This window comes from Burkholderia sp. HI2500, assembly GCF_002223055.1.
Taxonomy (GTDB): Bacteria; Pseudomonadota; Gammaproteobacteria; order Burkholderiales; family Burkholderiaceae; genus Burkholderia.
The window spans coordinates 1,486,371-1,507,407 of the sequence record NZ_NKFL01000004.1 but is presented as its reverse complement, the minus strand read 5'-3'; the positions used below and the strand labels follow the sequence as shown (position 1 = coordinate 1,507,407).

Sequence of the window (21,037 nt, the reverse complement as noted above, 5' to 3'; positions counted from 1 at the left end):
TTTCCGCATCTCAGATCACGCCGCGCGTGCGCCAGTCGCCGCGCGTCGCCGCATCGATGCCGAGCGATTCGAGTACCGCGTCGGTATCCGCGCCGAGCGCGGGCGCCGCGTGTTCGATGCGCCCGGGCGTCGCGCCGAGCTTCGGTACGATGCCCGGCACGAGTACCGGCGTGCCGTCGGGCAACGCGGCATCGACGAGCATGTCGCGGGCGCGGTAATGCGGATCGGCCGCGATGTCGGCCACGTCGTAGATGCGCCCGGACGGAATGCGTGCTTCGTTCAGCGCGGCCAGTACGGCATCGAGATCGTGCTGCGCGCTCCATTCGCCGATTGCCGCGTCGATGCGCTCGACCTGCGCGACGCGCCCGTCGTTGTGCGCGAGCGCGGGGTCGTTGCCGAGATCGGGCCGGCCGATCAGCTCCATCAGGCGCCGGAAGATGCTGTCGCCGTTGCCCGCGATCAGTGCGTACTTGCCGTCGCGGCAGCGGTACGCGTTGGTCGGCGCGATGCCGGGCAGGCTGCTGCCGGCCGCCTCGCGCACGGCGCCGAACGCCGAGTATTCGGGCAGCAGGCTTTCCATCATGTTGAAGACCGACTCGTACAGCGCGACGTCGACGACCTGCCCCTTGCCGCCCTGCTGCTCGCGATGCCGCAGCGCAAGCAGCACGCCGATCACGCCGTGCAGCGCCGACAGCGAATCGCCGAGCGAGATGCCGACGCGCACCGGTGTGCGGCCGGGCTCGCCGGTCAGGTGCCGCAGGCCGCCCATCGCCTCGGCGATCACGCCGAAGCCGGGACGGTCGCGGTACGGGCCCGTCTGGCCGAAGCCCGACACGCGCAGCATCACGAGCCCCGGGTTGATCGCGGACAGCGCGTCCCAGCCGAGCCCCCAGCCTTCGAGCGTGCCGGGCCGGAAGTTCTCGATCAGCACGTCGGTCTCGGCCACAAGGCGGCGCACGACGTCCTGCCCTTCGGGCGTGCGCAGGTCGAGCGTGAGCGAGGTCTTGTTGCGCGACTGCGCGGCCCACCAGACCGACGTGCCTTCATGCAGCAGCCGCCATTTGCGCAGCGGGTCGCCGAGCCCGGGCGGCTCGACCTTGAGCACGTCGGCGCCGAATTCGGCGAGCATCCGGCCCGCGAACGGCCCGGCGATCAGTTGGCCGAGTTCCAGCACGCGGATGCCGTCCAGGGGGCGTGTCATGGCTGTCTCCGATGAAATCGTGGTGTCGATGAAGGCGATCATGACGGCGTTCGCGCCCGGCGAAAATCGATCGATGCTCAACCAGCCTTTCCGTTTCGGAAAGGCGCGCGTCACGCCCCTCGTGCAACGCGTAGCGTCAACCTTTCCATCCGGGAAAGCGCGCTCGCGCAACGGGCAAACGACGGCACCCGCGCCGCCGGCAGAATCGAACCCGTTCCGCGCCCGCCGGGCGCCTGTCAGCGAGACCCGCCATGTTTTCTGCTTCCTCTCCCGCGAAGATCGTGTTTCTCGACCGCGCGACGCTGTCGCCGCACACCGTGCTGAAGCCGTTTCCGTTCCCGCACGTATTGCAGACCTTCGACCGGACGGCCGCGCACGAGATAGCCGCGCGCATCGGTGACGCGGACATCGTCGTGACCAACAAGGTGCGGCTCGACGCGGCAGCGCTCGCCGATGCGCGGCGCCTACGGATGATCGCGATCGCCGCGACGGGCACCGACATCGTCGATCTCGACGCGTGCGCGGCGCGCGGCATCGTGGTGAGCAATATTCGCGGGTATGCGGTCCGCACGGTGCCCGAGCATACGTTCGCGCTGATCTTCGCGCTGCGCCGCAGCCTCGTCGCGTACCGCGACGCGGTGCGTGGCGGGCGCTGGCTCGACAGCGGGCAGTTCTGCTTTTTCGATCATCCGATTCGCGACCTGGCCGGCTCGACGCTCGGGATCGTCGGCGACGGCGTGCTCGGGCGCGCGGTGGCCGGCATCGCCCGCGCGCTCGACATGCGGGTGCGGTTCGCGGCGCACGGCGATGCGGCGGGAGACGACTACGCGCCGCTCGACACGCTGCTGCGCGACAGCGACGTGATCACGCTGCACTGCCCGCTCGCGCCGGCGACGCGGCACCTGATCGACGCGGCCGCGTTCGCGCGGATGGCGCGCCGGCCATTGCTGATCAATACCGCGCGCGGCGGGCTCGTGGATGAAGGTGCGCTGGTCGACGCATTGCAGTCGGGGCAGATCGCGGGCGCGGGGTTCGACGTGGTCACGCAGGAGCCGCTGCCGGCCGCGCATCCGTTCCACGCGATCCTGTCGCATCCGGCATTCATCCTGACGCCGCACGTCGCGTGGGCGAGTGACGAAGCGATGCAGGCGCTCGCCGATCAGCTCGTGGACAACGTCGCCGCGTTCGTGGGCGGCACGCCGCGGCATGTGGTGTAACGTGCGCGGCGCATGGCGCGGCTGAAGGTCATTCAACCCGCGCAAACAGAACGGCCCCGCTCGATGGCTCGAAGCGGGGCCGGCTGAATTCGGGGCTGCTTACGCCAGCGACTCGGCACGTTACGGGTTCGTGCATCCGCCCCATCTTGCGGCCGGTTTCTGAATGCCTGATGGGCTCTACTTTAAGGAATCCAGACGACCAGCGATATAGGACAAGTCCGAAACTGAATGGGGCCAATTCTGGAAACGGCCGTTTCGATCGCAGCGTACCGCGACCGACGCGAATCTCAGTAAGCCGACATCTCGACGCAAGGATCGACCTTGGACGGCGAGCAGATGACCGAGTACTTGGCGCTCTCGCGCATCAGCGCTTCGCCTTCGTGCAGCGCGATCTTGATCTCGGGGTGACGCTCGTACGCGAGGAAGGCCGAGCACACGACGGCGGACATCACGACGAGGGAAAACACAAATTTTTCAAGGGTTTGGAAACGTTCAGGCATGGTTCGACCTATCTCTTAGGCCGTGATTATATCTCGAAATAAGGGTTTTCCCTATAACGTGGCCCACATACCGAGGATGCGTTCGGTCTTTGGGGTCAGGTGTTCGCACCCCTTTTCAGTGAATCGGTGTCGAACGCGGGTCGCGCCGGTCGAATGGCGCCACCCCGCCGGCCGTGGTCGTGCCTCCACGGGGCGATGGTCATCGATGGCTTGAATAAACGGAACGATCGCGGCCCGCAAGGACGAAGCCGCGTGCCTGCGGAATCAGGGCGCGCCGTGCCGCCGGCGCGTCACTGCGGCGCCGACGCGCCGCTCGCCGCATTGCCCGGCCACGCCTTGCCGATTTCGTCGACCAGCGACTTCGCGGTGCCGGTTACGATCGCGGCGTCGACGCCGGACGTCTGCCACGCGCCGTCGGCGGCCTGCACGAAGGTCAGGTTCGCGCGCGAAGGCTTGTAGTCGGCATTGCGCCACGTGACCACGACGTCGCACGAGTAGGTGCGATCGCCGAGCTTCTTGCAGTCGCCGTCGGGTTTCGCCGACACGACATCGGCCGAGACGGGCAGCGGCTGGCCGAACAGCGCGTTCAGGCCGCCGTGGTTTTCCGCCTCGAGCGCGCGGCGCACGGCGGCGTCGACGTCGCTCGACCCGGGGCCGTCGTGGAGCAGGTTGCAGGCAGCCAGCAGCGTCGATGCACCGGCGAGTGTCAGCAGCGTGTGGAACTTCATGGATATCCGTTATCGGGGGAACGCCGCGTAGTCTGCAACGTCCGCGCGCGGTGCGCGGTATCCATTTGTAACCAATTGCACGGAGGCGCGAGCGGCATCGCGTGCCCGTGCGTCGCCCTCGCCTATTGCCGCTCCTGCTTCACGCGGCTGACGAGCTGCGTCGGGCTCACGAACTGCAGCGCGATCACGACCCACACGAGCGTGATGGCCATGTAGATCATCGCCATCGCGTCGATCGACTGCGGCGCGCGCACGCCGGTCGAGAACACCGCGTAATACAGCGCGACGACGAGCGTCTGCGTGCTCGGCCCCGCGGTGAAGAAGGTCAGCTCGAACATCCCGATCGTGCGCACCAGCACGAGCAGCCCCGCCGCGAGCATGCCGGGCACCAGCAGCGGCAGCAGCACGTAGCGGAAATAGCGCCACGTGTTCGCGCCGAAGATGCGCGCGGCGGCTTCGAGATTCGGGTCGATCTGCTCGATGAACGGCGTCATCACGAGGATCACGAACGGCAGCGCCGGCACGAGGTTCGCGAGGATCACGCCCGGCAGCGTGCCCGCGAGCCCGACCTTGTACATCACGGTGGCCATCGGGATCCCGTACGTGACGGGCGGCACCATCAGCGGCAGCAGGAACACCAGCAGCGCGAAGCGCTTGCCGCGAAACTGCACGCGCGCGAGCGCATACGCGGCCGGCACGCCGAGCGCGATCGACAGCAGCACGACCGCGCCGACGACCTCGACGGTCACCCACAGCACGCTCGCGAGCTGGAAGTCCTCCCACGCCTTCGCGTACCAGTGCAGCGTGAAGCCCTGCGGCAGCGGCGTGCCGAACCAGCGGGTCGCGATCGAATTCACCGCGACGGTCGCGATCAGCAGCATCACGTTCAGCAGGAAGAACGCCATCAGCCCCCACACGAGCGCCTTCCACGCGCGGCCGGCGAGATTGCTTGTCATCTTCTGCGGTTTCCTCGCGTCGACGGGGCGCGCATCGGGCGCATCGGGCGTGTCGTGCTTCGGCGGCCAGGTGCGCGCGGCATGATTGTCGGTCGCCATCAGCCCTTGCCTCCCGTCACCGCGCCCGTATAGAAGAAGCGGCGCGCGCCGAGCATCGACGCGACCACCAGCAACTGCACGAAGCCCATCACGATCGCGATCGCCGATGCGAGCGAATAGTCGTAGCTCTCGAACGCGGCTTCCGCCGCCGCGATCGAGATCACGCGCGTGGGTCCGGCCGGCGCGCCGAGCAGCACGGCCGACGGGAACACCGAGAACGCCTGCACGAACGACAGGCACGCGGCCATCGTCAGTCCCGGCACGAGCAGCGGCAGGTAGATCTGCCGGAACTGCTGCCACGGGTTCGCGCCGAGCGTCGCCGCTGCGCGCGCGAGCGTCGGGTCGATGCCGCTGATGTACGACAGCATCAGCAGGAACGCGAACGGAAAGCCCGACACGATCAGCGACAGCAGCACGCCCAAGTAGTTGTGGGTGAGGCGCACTTCGTCGGTGTACAGGTGCAGCCCCTGCAGCGCCTGCGGGAACCAGCCGTTCGGCCCGAAATACGTGAGCATCCCGTCGGCGACGAGCACCGTGCCGAGCGTGACGGGAATCACGAGCAGCGTCGTGACGAACTTCTGGTACGGCGAATGGCGGCGCAGCGCGAACGCGACGGGCACCGCGATGCCGACGTTGAGCAGCGTCGCCGGCACCGCGAGCTTCAGCGTGACGAGCACGGTCGGCCACATCGCCGTGTCGGTGAAGAACTGCACGTAGTTCGCGAGCGCGCCGCCGCCGTTCATCGGCTGGAACGACAGCACGAGGCCGTACGCGAACGGATAGATGAACAGCGCGACGATGAATGCGAGCGCGGGCGTGACGAGCCACGCTTTCGCGTCGCGCGGCGTGCCGCCGGATGCGACCGTGCTCATGCGGTCTCCCGGTATGACGGCGCGGCGGCCACGCCGCTCATGTCGGCGCTCCCGGGTAGACGAGCGTGCGTGACGGCGCAACGCGCAGCCGCAGCGGCTCGCCTTCCGTGAATTCGCCGGCGACGCGCGCCCAGATCGGGCCGAACGGCGTGACCGCGCGGATCAGCGAGTCGCGGCCGCCGTACTCGACCGTTTCGACGGTCGAGTCGAACGCGTTCGTGTTGTCGCCCGCATCGTCTGCCCGCTCGATGTCGTCGGGGCGCAGCGCGACCACGACCTCCTTCGTATCGAAGCCGGCCATCGGCACGCCCGTGACGCGCACGCCACCGGCCGCGACGTTCACGTAATCGCCGGCCATCCCTTCGAGCGTGAACGGCAGCACGTTGCGATAACCCATGAAGCGCGCGACGTGCAGGTTGTGCGGGCGCGTGTAGACGTCCTTCGGCGTCGCGACCTGCTGCACGACGCCCTCCTTCATCACGACGATGCGGTCGGCCATCGACAGCGCTTCGTCCTGGTCGTGCGTCACGTAGATCGTCGCGCGTTCGAGCTGTGTGTGGATGCGGCGGATCTCGGCGCGCATCTCGATGCGCAGCTTCGTGTCGAGGTTCGACAGCGGCTCGTCCATCAGCACGAGCGGCGGCTCGATCACGATCGCGCGCGCAATCGCGACACGCTGCTGCTGCCCGCCCGACAGTTGCCCGGGCAGCTTGCCCTCGTGGCCGACGAGCTGCACGAGTTCGAGCGCCTGCTGCGCGCGCCGCCGCGTTTCCTGCTTCGGCACGCCGCGCATCTTGAGGCCGAAGCCGACGTTGTCGAGCACCGACATGTGCGGAAACAGCGCGTAGTTCTGGAACACCATCCCGAAGCCGCGGCGCTCGGGCGGCAGCACGTCGATGCGCGTGTCGTCGAGCCAGATGCCGCCGCGCGTGAGCGGCTGCAGCCCCGCGATGCAGTTGAGCGCGGTCGACTTGCCGCAGCCCGACGGGCCGAGCAGCGCGATGAATTCGCCGCGCCGGATCTCGAGATCGAGACCGTTCAGCGCGGCGACCTGCGCGCCTTCCGCATTGGTGAAGCTGCGGCACACGCCATCGAGCCGCAGCCGTTCGAAACTGTGCTTCATTGCGCGAACTCCCTCGACGCGGGCGCCGCGGCGCCCGCCGGTTCCTGCGTCACTTCGACTTCTGCGATCCGATCTCGCGATCCCACTTCTGGAACGCGGCGACCATCGCCTGCGCGTTGAGCGGCTGCACGTGCGGGCGCTCCGCGAGCAGCTTCGCGTACTCGGGGCGGCCGAATTTCTTGATCACCTCCTGGCTGTGCGCGGGCGCCATCTCGAGCGTCACGCCCTTCACCGCCGGGCCCGGATAGAAGTAGCCGTCGTCGTAGGTCATCGCCTGTTGCGCCGGTTCGAGCAGGAAGTTCATCAGCTTGAACAGCACGTCGAGCTTTTCCTTCGGCACACCCTTCGGGATCACCATGTAGTGCGCGTCGTTGACCCACGTCATGTTGTCGAAGGCCTGGACCTTGAATTCCGCCGGCACGATGCCGAGGGCGCGCGGGTTGAGGTCCCAGCCGGTGACGGTCACGGTCATGTCGCGCGTGCCCTCGCCGAGTTCCTTCATCACCGCCGACGTGCCGCCCGGGTAGTACGGCACGCAGTCGTTCAGCGCCTTGAGGAACGCCCAGGTCTTGTCCCAGCCGTTGATCGGATCCTGCGGATTCTTGTCGCCGAGCACGTACGGCAGCCCCATCAGGAACGTGCGGCCGGGGCCCGAGTTCGCCGGGCGCGCATAGATCAGCTTGTTCGGGTGCGCCTTGCACCAGGCGAGCAGCTGATCGGGTGTCTTCGGCGGGTCGCTGACCTTCGCCGGGTTGTATTCGAGCAGCGGGCCAGCCGGCATGTAGGTGACTTCGAGGCCGTAGCCCTGCGCGAGATCCTGCATCTTGCGCGGGCCGGGCGCGTATTTGTCGAGCACGCCGGGGAGCGCGGCCGCGTCGTCGGGCAGCAGCTTCTGCCACAGGTTCTGCTCGATGCCGGCGGCCAGCGCGTCGGTGCCCGTCAGCACGAGGTCGATGTCGGCGCGCCCCGCCGCCTGCATCGCCTTGATCTTGCCCGGCAACTGCGGCGCGGGCGCGTTCGTGAACGTGACGTTCGAGACGAGGTTCGGGTTCTTGTCCTTGAAGGCTTCGATGGCCTTCTGCGTGAGCTGAAGGTTGCCCGCGACATCGACGATGTTCAACGAGACGGGGGCGGCGACGGCGGCCGTGGCAGACAGCGTGAAGCCCACGGCGAGTGCGATCCGGCGGACACGGCGAGCGATCGGGGTGGCGTTCATGTCTCCTCACTTCGGTCGGTGGATGGGACCTTTCTTTTCAGGAAATCATGACGGCGTTATACGATGTCGGTCAACAAAAAACCACGGCGCGCGGGGCGGGACTTTCCCTGACAAATACCTTCCGTTTGTTGACGATTTGGGTGCCGACCGATGCTGGGGCGTCGTGCCGGGCCGATTGTGCTGCGTGTTAAGACGTCGTATCTCGGCGAGCGGCGAAATGGAATCGGTTCGAGGCCGCATCGCGACCCGACGGTGACGGCGCGCGCGCCGGGCGCCCGGTCGGGCGCGGCGCGCGAAAGGCGGGAATATTCAGTCAGTCAGGCCGTGCCGAGAGCGGCCACTTCTTCGATCAACCGCTCTGCATCCCGCCACTCGCCATACCCCGACGCCGGGTTCAGGTGCCCGACCTCCCCCAGATCGACCAGCTTGCTGCCCCACCCTGCCGCCAGCGCCTCGACGCGTTCGAAACCTGCGAGCGGATCGTTGCGGCTCGCGGCGACGATGCTCGGAAACGGCAGCCGTCCGGTCGGTATCGGCGTCCAGCCGTTCGCGGCGATCGCATCGGGCGCCGGATAACCGGCGGGCATCGGCGACTCGAGATCGGCCGGCGCCGCGAGCAGCGCGCCGTGGATCTGGCGCGTGGCCTGCCGTGCCCAGTGCACCGTGATCATCACGCCCGCGCTGTGCGCGACGAGGATCACCGGGCCGTCGATTTCGGCCAGCGCCGCATCGAGCGCCGCGACGCGTGCGGCGCGGCTCAGCTTGTCGGCTTCGAGCGGCGCGACGGCGCGTGCGTTCGGCAGGCGCCGTTCGAGGTGCGTCTGCCAGTGGTCTTCGACGTGATCGCGCAAGCCGGGCACGATCAGGATGGTGGGGGTGGTCGTCAGGGTCATGCAGTCTCCGAAACGTTCAGGAAAGGTGGGACGCGCGCCGTTCGCGTTCGACGCGCGCGAGGTCGGACACATAGCTCGCGCGTCCGATGGCGAACAGCACGGCGGCCATGAGCGGCACGACGGGAATCCATTGCAGTGCGCCGACGAGCCCGGCGCGATCGGCGACCCACCCCGTCAGCAGCGGGCCCGGCGCCATGCCGAGCAGGTTGTTGGCGAGCGTGAGCGTCGCGAACGCCGACGCGTGGATCGCGGCCGGCGTCAGGTTCGCGACCATCGCGCCCGATGCACCGGACGCACCCGCGCCGACCAGCATCCCCGCGCAGATCAGCGCGAGCTGCAGCGGCCCGGGCGGCAGCCGGAACGCCATCGCGAGGCACACGCCCGTGAGGACGCAATACGCGATCGCGGTCAGCCACTTGCGCTTGCCGTCGGTCTTGCCGACGCGGTCGGTGACGATCCCGCAGCCGACCATCCCGACGCCCGCGAGCAGCACGAAGCCGGCCGCGAGCACCGCCGCGCGGTCGGGCGCCATCGCGTAGTAGCGGTTCAGGTAGCTCGGCAGCCACGCGAACAGCGCGCCCGGCACGAACAGGTGCAGCCCGCTGCCGAGGTACGCGCAGATCACCGAACGCGATGCGAACAGCCCCGACATCAGCGCGCGCACGTTGCCGCGCAGGTCGCGCGGCACGCCGGCGTCGCGCCGGCACGGTTCGATCCGATACGCGGCGAGCCGCCGTTCGGTCACGACGCAGCGATACGCGACGAGCAGCACGATGCCGAGCGCGGCCATCACGCCGAACGACCAGCGCCAGCCGAGATGCGCACCGACCAGCCCGCCGAGCGCCATCCCGAACACGGAGCCGAATGCGCCGCCGGCCATGAACGCGCCGGTCAGGGTCGCGCGCAGCCGTGCCGGAAAGATGCTGAGGATCAGCGCGACGCCGACGCTGCCGTACGCGGCTTCGCCGAGCCCGACGAGGCCGCGTGCGACGAGCATCTCCGCGTAGTTCGTCGACAGCGCGCAGCCGAGCGTCGCGATGCTCCACAACGCGGCCATCAGCACGATGCTGCGCACGCGCCCGAAGCGGTCGGCGAGTACCGACAGCGGGAACGTCAGCAACCCGACCAGCAGCGCGACGACGCCGGACAGCGAACCGAGCTGCGTGTCCGACAGCGCCCACGCGTGCTTGAGCAGCGGGAATACGGCATTGAGCACCTGCCGCGACATGTAGTCCGACAGCAGCAGGCCGACGGTCAGGCCGAACACGAGCCACGCATACGCGGGCGCGCGCCGGCCGGCGGCGGCGACGTCCTGCATCGACGGCTCGACTTGATGGATCAGCATGCGTGTCTCCTCCGGCGCCGGAGGTCGTGCTTCGGCGCGGCTTGCGTGGCACCGCTCCGTTGACCGGAGTCCGCTCCCGCGCGCTGCGCAGGGGTGGTGCCACGCCACAACGATCGGCGGGCGGCGGCCGTGACGACCGCCTGCCCGGATGCGCGGCGCGTCAGGCGGCCCGCAGCGGCACGTTCACCTGGCCGGAGCGGCGGTTCGGCGCCATCCCGAGGTGCGCCAGCGTTTCGTCGATGCCGTCGTACTGCACGCCGATCCGGTAGATCGCCTTCGCCTCCTTGCCGGTGGCGATGTCGCGGCCGAGTTCGCGCGCGATCCGTGCGCACTGCTCGACCTGCTGCACCGACGTCATCCGGTTGCCCTTCTGGTCGATGATCGTGTCCTCGATCCCGCAGCGCGGATGCAGGCCCAGCGCCATCGCGACCGTGTTGATCGGCAGGACGTTCTTCATCAGCGATTCGAGCGTGATGCACGCGCCGTCCGGGCAGCGCCGCACGAATTCCATGAAGTTGTACGGATTCGGGCCGTCGAAGCCGCCGCCGATGCCGACCCACGTGACGTTCAGCGGGCCGCGATAGACGCCGCGGCGGATGATCCGTTCGAGCGTTTCCAGCGCGTGCATGCCGGTGAGCTGGAAATGCGGCTGGATGCCGGCCGCCTGCAGGCGGCGCAGGTGCTCGTCGACCCAGCCGGGGCCGGCCGGCACGGTCATCTCGCGGTACGCGTCCCAGTACGCGGCTTCGTTCAACGACGTGCCGGCGATGTCCTGGCGGTTCATCAGCTCGGTGATGTTCATCTGCACGGTGTTGATCGCGACCGTCACCTGGTCGGGCTTCGGCGTCAATTCGGCAAGCATGTGGCGCGTGTCGTCGGACAGCCATTTCGCGTCGGCGCCCTCGCCTTCCGGCGCGAACGAGATCGAGCCGCCCACCTGCAGGATCATGTCGGGCACCGCCTCGCGCAGCCGGCCGAGCAGTTCGTTGAACTTCGACAGGCGCTTGCTGCCCTTGCCGTCGAGTTCGCGCACGTGCAGGTGCAGCACCGTCGCGCCCGCGTTGTAGCAGTCGACGGCCTTCTGCACGTGCTCGTCCATCGTCACCGGAATGTCTTCCGGAAAATCGGCCGGCATCCATTCGGGGCCGTACGGCGCGACCGTGATGACCACCTTGTCCTGGTTTTCCGGGTGCAGCGAATCGTCGAGAAATTGCATGTCGTCCTCCAGTGGAAATCGTTGTATTGCGGGCGTACGGGCGTGCGTATCCCGCCGCGCCGGGCGGCGGGCCCGGCGCGTTGCATGGGGTTTCAGAGATGGGCTACGGTGTTGGCGGGCTCAGAACGGCACGTCGCCGACGATGCCCGCGCGCTCCATCTGGCGCACGCACGGCGGGTAGTCCATCACCGCGTAGTGCTGGGTGCTGCGGTTGTCCCAGATCGCGACGCTGTGCCTCTTCCAGCGCCAGCGCACCTGGTACTCGGGGATGTACGCCTGGCTGACCAGGTATTGCAGCAACTGGCCGGCGCCGGGATTCGCGTCCTGCCCGACCCGCACGCGCGCCGGCGTGTGGAAGTTGGTGAAATGCGTGGTGAACGCATTCACGTACAGCACTTTCTCGCCGGTTTCAGGATGCGTGCGCACGACCGGATGCTCGGCGTCCGGGTACTGCGCCTTCAGCGCGAGGCGCTTGTCGATCGGCATCGCCGCGCCGAAGCTCGCCTCGATGCTGTGGCGCGCGCGCAAGTCGTCGATCTGCTGCTTCACGTGTTCAGGCAGGCGCTCGTAGGCGAGCACCATGTTCGCCCACATCGTGTCGCCGCCAACCGGCGGACCGTCGATGCAGCGCAGTACGCAGCCGAACGGCGGCGCCACGCGCCAGCTCGCATCGCTGTGCCACGCATTCTCGTAGCGGTCGTTCGGCTGGTCGGGCGACTTGTAGATCCGCACGAGCCCCGGATGCTCGGGATCGCTGCCGGCCACCGGATGATCCTCGAGCTCGCCGAAGCGCCGCGCGAACGCGACATGCTCGGCGCGCGTGATGTCCTGGTCGCGCAGGAACAGCACGCGATGGCGAAGCAGCTGCACGCGGATCTCGGCGAACAGGCCGTCGTCGTGCACGGCGTCGGCGAGGCTCACATCCAGCAGTTCCGCGCCGATCGCGCAGGTCAGGGGTTCGACTCGCATGCGCGTCTCCTCAGACCATGAACACCGACGAACCGGTCGTCTTGCGCGATTCGAGATCGCGATGCGCCTGCGCGGCGTCCTGCAGCGCGTAGCGCTGGTTGATCTCGATCCGGATCCGGCCGGCCGCGACGTGCGCGAACAGTTCGCCGGCCAGGTCGTTCTTCTCGGCCGGATCGGCGATGTAGTCGGCCAGCGCCGGGCGCGTCAGGTATAGCGAGCCTTTCATCGCGAGGCGCTGCGGATCGAACGGCGGGATCGGGCCCGACGCGGTGCCGACGCACACCATCAGCCCGCGCCGCTTCAGCGAATCGAGTGAGCCTTCGAAGGTGTCCTTGCCGACGCTGTCGAACACGACGTCGACGCCCGCACCGTCCGTCAGCTCGCGCACGCGCTTCGCGACGTCCTCGCGGCTGTAGTCGATCGTGTGATCGCAACCGTGTGCGCGGGCGATTTCGGCCTTGTGCTCGCTGGAGACGGTGCCGATCACCTTGAGCCCGAGCAGCTTCGCCCATTGCGACACAATCAGCCCGACGCCGCCGGCGGCCGCGTGCAGCAGGATCGTGTCGCCCGGTGCGAACGCATGGATGCGGCGCAGCAGGTAGGCCGACGTCAGGCCGCGCATCGTCATCGCCGCGGCCGTTTCGCACGTGATGCCGGCCGGCAGCCGCACGAGCGGCGCGGCGGGAATCAGCCGTTCGGTGCTGTACGCGCCGAGCGTGTTCAGGAAGCCCGTGTAGGTCACGCGGTCGCCGACGGCGACGTTCGTCACGCCGGGGCCGACCGCTTCGACCACGCCGGCCGCCTCGACGCCGAGGCCGGCAGGCAGCGGCACCGGATACAGGCCGCTGCGGAAGTACGTGTCGGCGAAATTCAGGCCGACCGCGTCGTGGCGCAGGCGGACCTGGCCGGGGCCCGGGTCGCCGACGTCGACTTCCTCCCAGCGCAGGACCTCGGGGCCGCCGGTTTCGTGGAATCGCACTGCATGTGCCATGGTGTTCTCCGTAGGGTGTCAGTCGGATGCGCGCCGCGCATCGTCGGGTTCGTTCGGTTCGTTTGCGCGTGGCGGCGTCGCGGCTGCGCCGTCCGCCAGCGATTCATCTAGCTCTGCCCAGTCCGCGTCGCCGAGATAGCGCCGCGCGGCCGGGAAAATCACGCCTTCCATCCGTCCCATCTGCTCGAACGCGCCGTGCGCATAGCGGGCGAGCGCCGTGTCGAACGCGGCCGACGGCAGCCCTTCCGCGGCGATCCGCATGAGCGCATCGAGGGCTTGCGCGTCGCGCTGCCGCTGGCGGTCGAGTTCGTCCAGTTCGGCCGCGACGCACTCCGCACGGATGCGCAATGCCGCGAACAGGCGCGCTTCGGCGGCCGTGCCGACCCGGGCGTGCTGCAAGGCGGCGAGCGATGCCAGCGCCTCCTGCATATCGGCCGCTTGCCGCTGCGGCGCGTCCACGTTTGCGGGTACGCCGGTCGTCATCAACGCATGCAGCCACCCTTCGACCGCACGATGCGCATCGAGGCAACGCGCCATCACGCGCGCCTCGGCAGGCGTGCGCCGCGACGTGCACACGAGCACCGGCACGCCGCTCATCGCGAGCAGGTGCTGCCGTTGCGCGCAGGCCGCCGCATCGGCATCGTGCGGCAGCGCCGCGACGCCGATCAGGTCGCAGCCGAGTTCGGCCGCCAGCGCACCGGGCGCTGCGTCGCCGGCCCCCGGATGGCCGGCCCCCGGATGGCCGGCCCCCGGATGGCCGGCCCCCGCGATCGCATGAGACAACCCCTGTGCCCGCGCGGCGGCTTCCACTTTCGCACCGTGCTCCGGCAGCCGCGCTCCGGATAAACGCGAGTCCGGCGCGGCGCCGGTCAGCATGAACGTGACCCGGGCGCCGACCGCACGCGCCAGTTCGAGCGCATGGCCGATCGCGTCGATGCCGCCGGGCGAGCCGTCGACCGTCACGAGCAGATGGCGGTACATCGTGCCGCTCCGCTTATCCGGCGAGCGCCGCGCTGCGCCGCGTGCCGGTCGATACGATCTTCATGGGTGGGCTCCTCGTGGTGTTCGTCTTGCATCGGAACCCATGCTATCGACGCCGTGCCGGCGCGGCCCCACTCGTCGCGGGGGGGATTGACGCGCGAACGCGGTTCGGCCGATCCTTCCCCCCACACCCACCCCGGACGCTGGCCCCCACGGCACCGCCGGATTCCGACTGCTGCCCCGATGGCTCACCCACCCGATCGCGCCGACGCGCCTCCCACCGAACTGGTCCTGAAGACGACCGCGCCGCGCGTGCCGGCGCAGTTGCTGGCCCGCGCGCGGCTGAGCCTTGCCGCACCCGCTTTCGACGGCCGGCCGGTCACGCTGGTGCAGGCGCCGGCCGGTTACGGCAAGACGTCGCTGCTCGCGCAATGGCGCCGCGAAACCCTCGCGCTCGGCCGTGCGGTCGTATGGCTGTCGGCCGACGAGCGCGACGATGCGGCGCGCTTGCTGCAAGGGCTCGTGCAGGCGGTGCGGACCGGTTGCGCGCGGCCCGGCTTCGGGCGCCTGATCCCGGTCGGCACGGCCGACGCGGCGCGCGCGCTGGAAGGCGTGACGGCGTGGCTGGCCGAGGTCGCGCAACTGTCGATCGATGCGCTGCTGATCGTCGACGATGCGGAGCGGTTGCCGCCCACCGGCCTCGATGCGCTGACCTACGTGCTGCACAACGCGCCGCAAAACCTGCATGTCGTGGTTGCCGCGCGGCGCGGGCTCGATCACGTGGCCGGCGACCTGCTCGCCGGCGGGCAGTGCACGCTCGCGGGCCCGGACTGGCTGCGCTTCACGCTCGACGAGACGATCGCGCTGGTCGGCGGGCGCTTTGCGCAGCGGGTCGACGCCGACGCGTGCGCGCGGCTGTTCGAACGCGTCGACGGCTGGCCGCTCGGCCTGCAGCTCGCGATGGCCGCGATGGCGCGCTCGGCCGATCCGCGCCAGGCGGTCGACGCACTCGCCGCCCGCGTGGACGGCACGCGCGACCGGCTCGTCGAGCTGCTGCTCGCGAACCTGTCGGCCGACGACACTGTGTTCCTGACGCGCACGAGCGTCGCCGATCGCCTGCATCCGTCGCTGTGCGCCGCGTTGCTCGACGACGCAGGCGCACCCGACCGTCTCGCCCGACTCGCACGCGACACGCCGCTGTTCATTGCGTCGGACGATTCGGACTGGTGCCGGCTGCATCCGCTCGTGCGCGACACGCTGCGCGACCGCCTGGCCGCGGGCCCGGACACCGAGCGCAGCGCGCTGCATGCACGGGCGGCTGCCTGGCTCGACGCGCACGGGATGACCGAGGAAGCCGCGCGCCACGCGTATGCGGCCGGCCAGTTCGAGGTCGCGTACGCGCTCGCGCAGCGCTGCCTCGAGGATGCGATCAAGCAGGGCCGCATCAACGACGTGCTCGACTGGCTCGCGCTGCTGCCCGACGCGGAGCTCGACAAGCGCCCGACGCTGCGTGTCGCGGTGGCCTGGGCGCTGGCGCTCGGCGAGCGCCATGTCGAGGCGCAACGCCAGATCGCGGGCATCCTCGCGGACTCCGGCACGCCCGCGGCGATGCGCTACGAATGCGCGCTGATCCTCAGCGCGGCCGCGTATTACGCCGACGAAATCGACCGCTTCGTCGAGCTGTTCGAGCCGTGGGCCGACTTCACGCCGCCGGCGGCGACGTGGCTCGCGCAAATGCACGCGAACCGGCTGTCGGCGCGCGCGATCATCGTCGGCGAACCGGCGCAGGCGCGCCGCTTCCAGCACGCGGCGCCGCGCGGCGAGACGGCGGCCGGGTTCGGCTACGTCGCACGCTGGGGCGAGCTGATCACGGGCCTGAGCTACCTGCGCGAGGGCCAGGTGCGGCTGGCCGACGACGCGCTGTCTCCGGCGCTGGCGCGTGCGGAAGCCGATCTCGGGCGCCGCCATCCGCTCACCTGCATGCTCGCGGCGATGTGCGCGGCGCTCGCGTACGAGGCCGACCGTGTCGACCAGGCCGCCGCGCTGCTCGCGAACCGCCTCGATGTGCTCGAACATGCGGGCACGCCTGACACCGTGCTGCTCGGCTATCGCACCGCCGCGCGCATCGCGCTGCTGCGCGGCGTCGAGCACCGCGCGATCGACCTGCTCGAAGCGCTCGACGCGATGGGTGTCGCGCGCCGCCTGCCGCGCCTGTCGGTCGCGAGCCTCGCCGAACAGGTGCGCATTCATGCGGCGCGTTATCGCGAGGCGACCTGCCACGCGCTCGTCGAGCGGATCGATGCAATCGCCGCGGCCGAGTTTCCGTCGCACGGGCCGTTGTGGCGGCGCCCCGTCGTGCTGCTTCAGGCCACCGCGCACGCGGGTGCCGCGCTGGCCGCGCGCCGCTGGGACGACGCAAGCGCAGCGCTCGACGAAGCCGCCGTGCTGGCCCGCGAAATGAGCATGGGGCAGGCGCGCATCGAGATCATGGCGCTCAGCGCGTTCGCGCGCGAACAGTCGTGCGGCGGCGGCCGTGCGTTGCTCGACGAAGCGATGAACCTGGCCGACCTGTTCGGGCTGACGCGCACGCTCGCCGACGCGCATCCGGCCATCGCCGACTGGGCGCGCCGTGCCGGCGACGAAGCGGTCGCCGGCGCCGGCCCCGCGCGGCACGCGCTGCCGCAGCCACGCATCGTGCCGCCGGCCCCGCGCGTCGCGGCCAGCCCGCGCGCGGTGCCGAGCGTCGTGCTGACGCCCAAGGAGCGCGCGATTCTCGAGCTGCTTGCGCGCAACCTGTCGAACAAGGAGATCGCGGTGGCGCTGGCCGTTGGCGAGGAAACCGTGAAGTGGCACCTGAAGAACCTGTTCGGCAAGCTCGACGCCAGTTCGCGCAAGCATGCGGTGCGCCGCGCGCTGGTGCTCGGCCTGCTCGAAAGCGCGCCCTGACGTCGTAACGCCGGTTTCGCCAGTCGGGCGCATCGTCGCGCCCGCTTTCCTTCGATTCTCCGCAACCCTGCCCCCCGCGCATGGGGGGGAGCGGCCGCCCGCCGTTGCGTAGTCTTTCCGCACGGCTCAGGCGGGCGTCGCCTGTCACACCCTCCCGCTAGCCTCCCTGCTTCACCCGGACGGGCTCGACCCCGTCCGGTCCAATACGACCCTGGAGACTTCGATGAAGACGAAACTGGCCGCGCTCGCGGCGCTTGCCGGCTGTTCGGCGCTCGCGCATGCCCAATCCTCCGTCACGCTCTACGGCGTGATCGACTCGGGCCTGCTGTACCAGAGCACGTCGGCGGCGTCGTTCAGCCCGACCGCGCCGAATACCGGCAAGGTGTTTCGCATGAAGGACGGCGGCATCTACTCGAGCTTCTGGGGCATCAAGGGCAGCGAGGACATCGGCGGCGGCTACAAGGTCAACTTCAAGCTGCAGGGCTCGTTCGACAGCGGCAGCGGCAAGCTGCAGTTGAGCGACACGCCGGGCGCCGTCGCGATCTTCAACCAGGTCGCGTCGCTCGGCGTGTCGGGCCCGTTCGGCACGTTCACGGCCGGCCGCCAGATCGTGCCGATGATCTACGCGATGGCCGACACCGACGTGCGCAACGCGCAGTTCTTCGGCAGCGTGCTGATCGCGTGGCTCGGCCTGAACACGGCAGCCGGCTGGTCGGGGACGAGCACCAACGCAGCGATCGGCGCGCTGTACGACAGCAATGCGCTCGTCTACCAGTCGCCGACCTTCGCGGGTGCGTCGATCGCGCTCGAATACGCGCCGGGTGGCGTGGCCGGGCAGTTCCAGGGCGGCACGCGCGAGTCGGTCGTGCTCAGGTATGCGAACGACGGGCTGAACGCTTCGGCCGCCTACTACAACGGCCACGACACGAGCCCGGTGCCGGGCGTCGCGCCGACCGGCGTCGACAACAACCGTTTCATCTACGTCGGCGCGAAGTACACGATCCACGGTTTCTCGGTGTCGGCGTCGTACGGCAACGGCAGGAATCCGTCGCATGCGGACAAGGTGAACCTCGACATGCTGTCGGCCGGCATCGGCTATCGCTTCACGCCCGCGCTGCAGGTGACGTCCGCGGTGTATTACCTGAAGGATCGCAACGTCTCGACGAACAAGTCGACGGCGGTCGTGCTCGCGGCCGACTACAGCCTGTCGAAGCGGACGATGGTCTATGCGCAGGTCGGCCACGTGAACAACCGCGGCACGATGGACCAGATGCTCGTGTACGGGCAGCCGGTTGCGCCGGGCGTCGGCACGACGGCCGCGATGATCGGGCTGCGGCACACCTTCTGACGGTTGCCGGCGGCGCCTGACGATGCCGCGGCGGTCGCGCGTGGCCACCGCCTGCATCGATCCGCGGGATCGGCTACAGTGGGCGTTTTCGGCGCGCTCCGCCGTGCCGTCTCGCCATCGACCGTGGCGCGTGCGGCGGCAGGAACGGGGCGCGGATCCTTCACTTCGACGAGCGACCCTCCATGTCCGACCTGTCCGCCTTCCCGATCACGCAAAAGTGGCCGGCCCAGCATCCCGACCGTCTCCAGCTCTACTCGCTGCCGACGCCGAACGGCGTCAAGGTGTCGATCATGCTCGAGGAAACCGGCCTGCCGTACGAGCCGCACCTCGTGCGCTTCGACACGAACGACCAGCTGTCGCCCGCGTTCCTGTCGCTGAACCCGAACAACAAGATCCCGGCGATCATCGATCCGAACGGCCCGGACGGCAAGCCGCTGCCGCTGTTCGAATCGGGCGCGATCCTGATCTATCTCGCGGACAAGACGGGCCAGTTGATCCCGAAGGATCTCGCGGGCCGCTACGAGACGATCCAGTGGGTGATGTTCCAGATGGGCGGCATCGGGCCGATGTTCGGCCAGGTCGGGTTCTTCCACAAGTTCGCCGGCCGCGACTTCGAGGACAAGCGTCCGCGCGACCGCTACGTCGATGAGTCCAAGCGCCTGCTCGGCGTGCTCGACGCGCATCTCGCGAATCGCCAGTGGGTGATGGGCGATACCTACACGATCGCCGACATCGCGATCTTCCCGTGGGTGCGGAACCTCGTTGGCTTCTACGAAGCGGGTGATCTCGTGGGCTTCAGCGAATTCCGGAACGTCAAGCGGGTGCTCGACGCGTTCGTTGCGCGTCCGGCTGTCGAGCGTGGGCTGAATATTCCGGCACGGGGCTAAGAGGCTACGCGGGCGCACGTTGCGCGGGCCGCGATCTGAAAAACCCGCCGCATTGTGAACTGCACCCCAAAAGTTGGACATCGATCCAACCTTTGGGGTGTTTTTCATGAGCAAGTACACGGAGCAGTTCAAGGTATCCATTGCAGAGGAGTACGAGTCCGGCCACGCTGGGTTCCGTGAGATGTCCAAGCGCCACGGCGTCGATGAGGCGACGATCCGCAAGTGGGTGGCGGCCCATCGCATACATGGTCCGGCGGGCTTGAAGAAGAAGTGCGAGCGCTACAGCGCAGAGTTCAAGTTGCTTGTACTGCAGCAAATGCGTAGCGAAGGGTTGTCAGCGCGTGAGACGGCTGCACGCTTCAACATTAGGAACCGTACGGCCATCGGCCAGTGGAAACGCCAGTATGATGAAGGCGGTATAGACGCACTGTCGCCGCGCCAGCGGGGGCGCCCCAGGAAGATGCCCAAGCCACCGCTCACGCCACCGCCGCTACCCGAGGACGATACGCGCTCCCGACAGGAACTACTCGACGAGTTGAACTTCCTGCGCATGGAGAACGCGTACTTAAAAAAGCTCGAAGCCTTGGCTCAAGCGCAGCAGCGATCAGCGCAACGCAAAAAGCGCAAATCGTGCTCGAGCTAAGGCAGCAATATCCGCTTGCGGGCTTGTTGAAGGTTGCCGGCTTGGCGCGCAGCACGTTCTACTATCATCAGAAATTGCTCGGAGCAGCCGACAAGTATGCCGATACAAGGGCAAGAATCTGCTCGCTGTTCGAACGGCACAAGGGCCGCTACGGCTATCGACGCATCACGCTCGCTCTACGTAATCTGGGACAGGTGATTAACCACAAGACTGTGGCGCGTCTGATGGGTGAGTTGCGGCTGAAGTCTTGTGTGCGCCCGAAGAAATACCGCTCCTACAAAGGTAGCGTCGGACGTGTTGCACCTCATGTTTTACAGCGTCGGTTCTACGCAAAGCGTCCGAACGAGAAGTGGGTAACGGATGTCACGGAATTCAACGTGGGCGGCCAGAAGCTGTACCTGTCACCAGTGCTCGATCTGTACAACGGCGAGATCATTGCTTATGAAACCGCGAGGCGCCCGGCGTTCGAGATGGTCAGCGCAATGCTTCGCAAGGCATTGGCGCGCTTGAAGTCACACGAGCGGCCTCTCTTGCATTCGGATCAGGGCTGGCAGTACCAGATGCCTGCGTATCGCCGCCTACTGCAGCAACGAGCGCTCACGCAAAGCATGTCGCGTAAAGGGAATTGCCTGGACAACGCCGCCATGGAGAGCTTCTTCGGCACGCTGAAATCCGAGTTCTTCCATCTGAATCGGTTCCGCAACCTGGACGAACTGCAAACCGGCTTGGCAAGCTACATCCACTACTACAATCACGACCGCATCAAACTGAAACTAAAAGGGCTGAGTCCCGTGCAATACAGAACTCAGCCCTCTCAGCCCTAGCCGTCATAACCCGTCCAACTTTACGGGGTCAGTTCATTGCGCGGCGGGTTTTTTATTTGAAGGTCTTCGCGAATTTTCCGGG

18 protein-coding genes are annotated in these 21,037 nt (G+C 68.4%); 5 read left to right on the top strand and 13 right to left on the bottom strand.

What is annotated here, in order from left to right; genetic code table 11:
• Positions 1 to 10 precede the first annotated feature (10 nt).
• On the bottom strand, positions 11 to 1,201 hold the full coding sequence (locus CFB45_RS09720; protein WP_089425923.1) for a CaiB/BaiF CoA transferase family protein: 1,191 nt from the start codon (positions 1,199 to 1,201) through the stop codon (positions 11 to 13).
• Between the two features lie 251 nt (positions 1,202 to 1,452).
• Between CFB45_RS09720 and CFB45_RS09715 the strand changes: the two genes are divergently transcribed.
• The gene (locus tag CFB45_RS09715) at positions 1,453 to 2,418 is read left to right on the top strand and encodes a D-2-hydroxyacid dehydrogenase (protein WP_089425444.1); all 966 of its coding nucleotides are present in this window, start codon (positions 1,453 to 1,455) and stop codon (positions 2,416 to 2,418) included.
• Between the two features lie 287 nt (positions 2,419 to 2,705).
• Here CFB45_RS09715 and CFB45_RS09710 read toward each other — a convergent pair whose 3' ends face one another.
• The 12 genes from CFB45_RS09710 to CFB45_RS09655 form a co-directional block, all read right to left on the bottom strand.
• Entirely contained in the window at positions 2,706 to 2,918 is a 213-nt protein-coding gene (locus CFB45_RS09710; protein WP_006497261.1) for a hypothetical protein, read from the bottom strand.
• Positions 2,919 to 3,208: 290 nt separating this feature from the next.
• The gene (locus tag CFB45_RS09705; RefSeq protein ID WP_089425443.1) at positions 3,209 to 3,646 is read right to left on the bottom strand and encodes a hypothetical protein; all 438 of its coding nucleotides are present in this window, start codon (positions 3,644 to 3,646) and stop codon (positions 3,209 to 3,211) included.
• Between the two features lie 122 nt (positions 3,647 to 3,768).
• Complete coding sequence (locus CFB45_RS09700) at positions 3,769 to 4,701, bottom strand: ABC transporter permease (RefSeq protein WP_089425442.1); 933 nt, start codon at positions 4,699 to 4,701, stop codon at positions 3,769 to 3,771.
• Positions 4,701 to 5,573 carry an ABC transporter permease gene (locus CFB45_RS09695; RefSeq protein ID WP_089425441.1) on the bottom strand — a complete coding sequence of 291 codons (873 nt, stop codon included), beginning with the start codon at positions 5,571 to 5,573 and terminating at the stop codon, positions 4,701 to 4,703. The genes CFB45_RS09700 and CFB45_RS09695 overlap by 1 nt, the downstream gene beginning before the upstream one ends.
• 37 nt (positions 5,574 to 5,610) lie before the next feature.
• Entirely contained in the window at positions 5,611 to 6,696 is a 1,086-nt protein-coding gene (locus CFB45_RS09690) for an ABC transporter ATP-binding protein (RefSeq protein WP_089425440.1), read from the bottom strand.
• A 49-nt stretch (positions 6,697 to 6,745) separates the two neighbouring features.
• Positions 6,746 to 7,912, bottom strand: coding sequence for an ABC transporter substrate-binding protein (locus CFB45_RS09685; RefSeq protein WP_089425439.1), 1,167 nt, complete (start codon positions 7,910 to 7,912; stop codon positions 6,746 to 6,748).
• A 317-nt stretch (positions 7,913 to 8,229) separates the two neighbouring features.
• Positions 8,230 to 8,805: an RBBP9/YdeN family alpha/beta hydrolase gene (locus CFB45_RS09680; RefSeq protein WP_089425438.1), complete on the bottom strand. Its 576-nt coding sequence runs from the start codon at positions 8,803 to 8,805 to the stop codon at positions 8,230 to 8,232.
• 16 nt (positions 8,806 to 8,821) lie between these two features.
• Entirely contained in the window at positions 8,822 to 10,150 is a 1,329-nt protein-coding gene (locus tag CFB45_RS09675; protein ID WP_089425437.1) for an MFS transporter, read from the bottom strand.
• Positions 10,151 to 10,310: 160 nt separating this feature from the next.
• Complete coding sequence (locus CFB45_RS09670; RefSeq protein WP_089425436.1) at positions 10,311 to 11,366, bottom strand: 3-keto-5-aminohexanoate cleavage protein; 1,056 nt, start codon at positions 11,364 to 11,366, stop codon at positions 10,311 to 10,313.
• Positions 11,367 to 11,486: 120 nt separating this feature from the next.
• Positions 11,487 to 12,335, bottom strand: a complete 849-nt coding sequence (locus CFB45_RS09665; RefSeq protein WP_089425435.1) for a TauD/TfdA dioxygenase family protein — start codon at positions 12,333 to 12,335, stop codon at positions 11,487 to 11,489.
• A gap of 10 nt (positions 12,336 to 12,345) precedes the next feature.
• Entirely contained in the window at positions 12,346 to 13,326 is a 981-nt protein-coding gene (locus CFB45_RS09660) for a quinone oxidoreductase family protein (protein ID WP_089425434.1), read from the bottom strand.
• A gap of 18 nt (positions 13,327 to 13,344) precedes the next feature.
• Positions 13,345 to 14,307 carry a universal stress protein gene (locus CFB45_RS09655; protein WP_089425433.1) on the bottom strand — a complete coding sequence of 321 codons (963 nt, stop codon included), beginning with the start codon at positions 14,305 to 14,307 and terminating at the stop codon, positions 13,345 to 13,347.
• A gap of 243 nt (positions 14,308 to 14,550) precedes the next feature.
• On the opposite strand from CFB45_RS09655, the gene CFB45_RS09650 reads away from it, so the two are divergent.
• From CFB45_RS09650 to CFB45_RS09635, 4 genes are all read left to right on the top strand, one after another.
• Complete coding sequence (locus CFB45_RS09650; RefSeq protein ID WP_089425432.1) at positions 14,551 to 17,253, top strand: LuxR C-terminal-related transcriptional regulator; 2,703 nt, start codon at positions 14,551 to 14,553, stop codon at positions 17,251 to 17,253.
• Between the two features lie 223 nt (positions 17,254 to 17,476).
• Positions 17,477 to 18,601 (top strand): porin, encoded by a 1,125-nt coding sequence (locus tag CFB45_RS09645; RefSeq protein WP_089425431.1) that lies wholly within the window; start codon positions 17,477 to 17,479, stop codon positions 18,599 to 18,601.
• Positions 18,602 to 18,783: 182 nt separating this feature from the next.
• Positions 18,784 to 19,488 carry a glutathione binding-like protein gene (locus CFB45_RS09640; protein ID WP_089425430.1) on the top strand — a complete coding sequence of 235 codons (705 nt, stop codon included), beginning with the start codon at positions 18,784 to 18,786 and terminating at the stop codon, positions 19,486 to 19,488.
• A gap of 106 nt (positions 19,489 to 19,594) precedes the next feature.
• A protein-coding gene (locus CFB45_RS09635; RefSeq protein WP_089425429.1) for an IS3-like element ISBam1 family transposase occupies positions 19,595 to 20,955 on the top strand; the annotation gives its coding sequence in 2 pieces (ribosomal slippage) (positions 19,595 to 20,054 and positions 20,054 to 20,955; 1,362 coding nt in all).
• Positions 20,956 to 21,037: the final 82 nt, after the last annotated feature.

Coding starts and splice junctions, on each gene's coding strand:
- CFB45_RS09720 (WP_089425923.1), bottom strand. CDS start 1,201: ATGACACGCCCCCTGGACGGCATCCGCGTGCTGGAACTCGGCCAACTG.
- CFB45_RS09715 (WP_089425444.1), top strand. CDS start 1,453: ATGTTTTCTGCTTCCTCTCCCGCGAAGATCGTGTTTCTCGACCGCGCG.
- CFB45_RS09710 (WP_006497261.1), bottom strand. CDS start 2,918: ATGCCTGAACGTTTCCAAACCCTTGAAAAATTTGTGTTTTCCCTCGTC.
- CFB45_RS09705 (WP_089425443.1), bottom strand. CDS start 3,646: ATGAAGTTCCACACGCTGCTGACACTCGCCGGTGCATCGACGCTGCTG.
- CFB45_RS09700 (WP_089425442.1), bottom strand. CDS start 4,701: ATGGCGACCGACAATCATGCCGCGCGCACCTGGCCGCCGAAGCACGAC.
- CFB45_RS09695 (WP_089425441.1), bottom strand. CDS start 5,573: ATGAGCACGGTCGCATCCGGCGGCACGCCGCGCGACGCGAAAGCGTGG.
- CFB45_RS09690 (WP_089425440.1), bottom strand. CDS start 6,696: ATGAAGCACAGTTTCGAACGGCTGCGGCTCGATGGCGTGTGCCGCAGC.
- CFB45_RS09685 (WP_089425439.1), bottom strand. CDS start 7,912: ATGAACGCCACCCCGATCGCTCGCCGTGTCCGCCGGATCGCACTCGCC.
- CFB45_RS09680 (WP_089425438.1), bottom strand. CDS start 8,805: ATGACCCTGACGACCACCCCCACCATCCTGATCGTGCCCGGCTTGCGC.
- CFB45_RS09675 (WP_089425437.1), bottom strand. CDS start 10,150: ATGCTGATCCATCAAGTCGAGCCGTCGATGCAGGACGTCGCCGCCGCC.
- CFB45_RS09670 (WP_089425436.1), bottom strand. CDS start 11,366: ATGCAATTTCTCGACGATTCGCTGCACCCGGAAAACCAGGACAAGGTG.
- CFB45_RS09665 (WP_089425435.1), bottom strand. CDS start 12,335: ATGCGAGTCGAACCCCTGACCTGCGCGATCGGCGCGGAACTGCTGGAT.
- CFB45_RS09660 (WP_089425434.1), bottom strand. CDS start 13,326: ATGGCACATGCAGTGCGATTCCACGAAACCGGCGGCCCCGAGGTCCTG.
- CFB45_RS09655 (WP_089425433.1), bottom strand. CDS start 14,307: ATGTACCGCCATCTGCTCGTGACGGTCGACGGCTCGCCCGGCGGCATC.
- CFB45_RS09650 (WP_089425432.1), top strand. CDS start 14,551: ATGGCTCACCCACCCGATCGCGCCGACGCGCCTCCCACCGAACTGGTC.
- CFB45_RS09645 (WP_089425431.1), top strand. CDS start 17,477: ATGAAGACGAAACTGGCCGCGCTCGCGGCGCTTGCCGGCTGTTCGGCG.
- CFB45_RS09640 (WP_089425430.1), top strand. CDS start 18,784: ATGTCCGACCTGTCCGCCTTCCCGATCACGCAAAAGTGGCCGGCCCAG.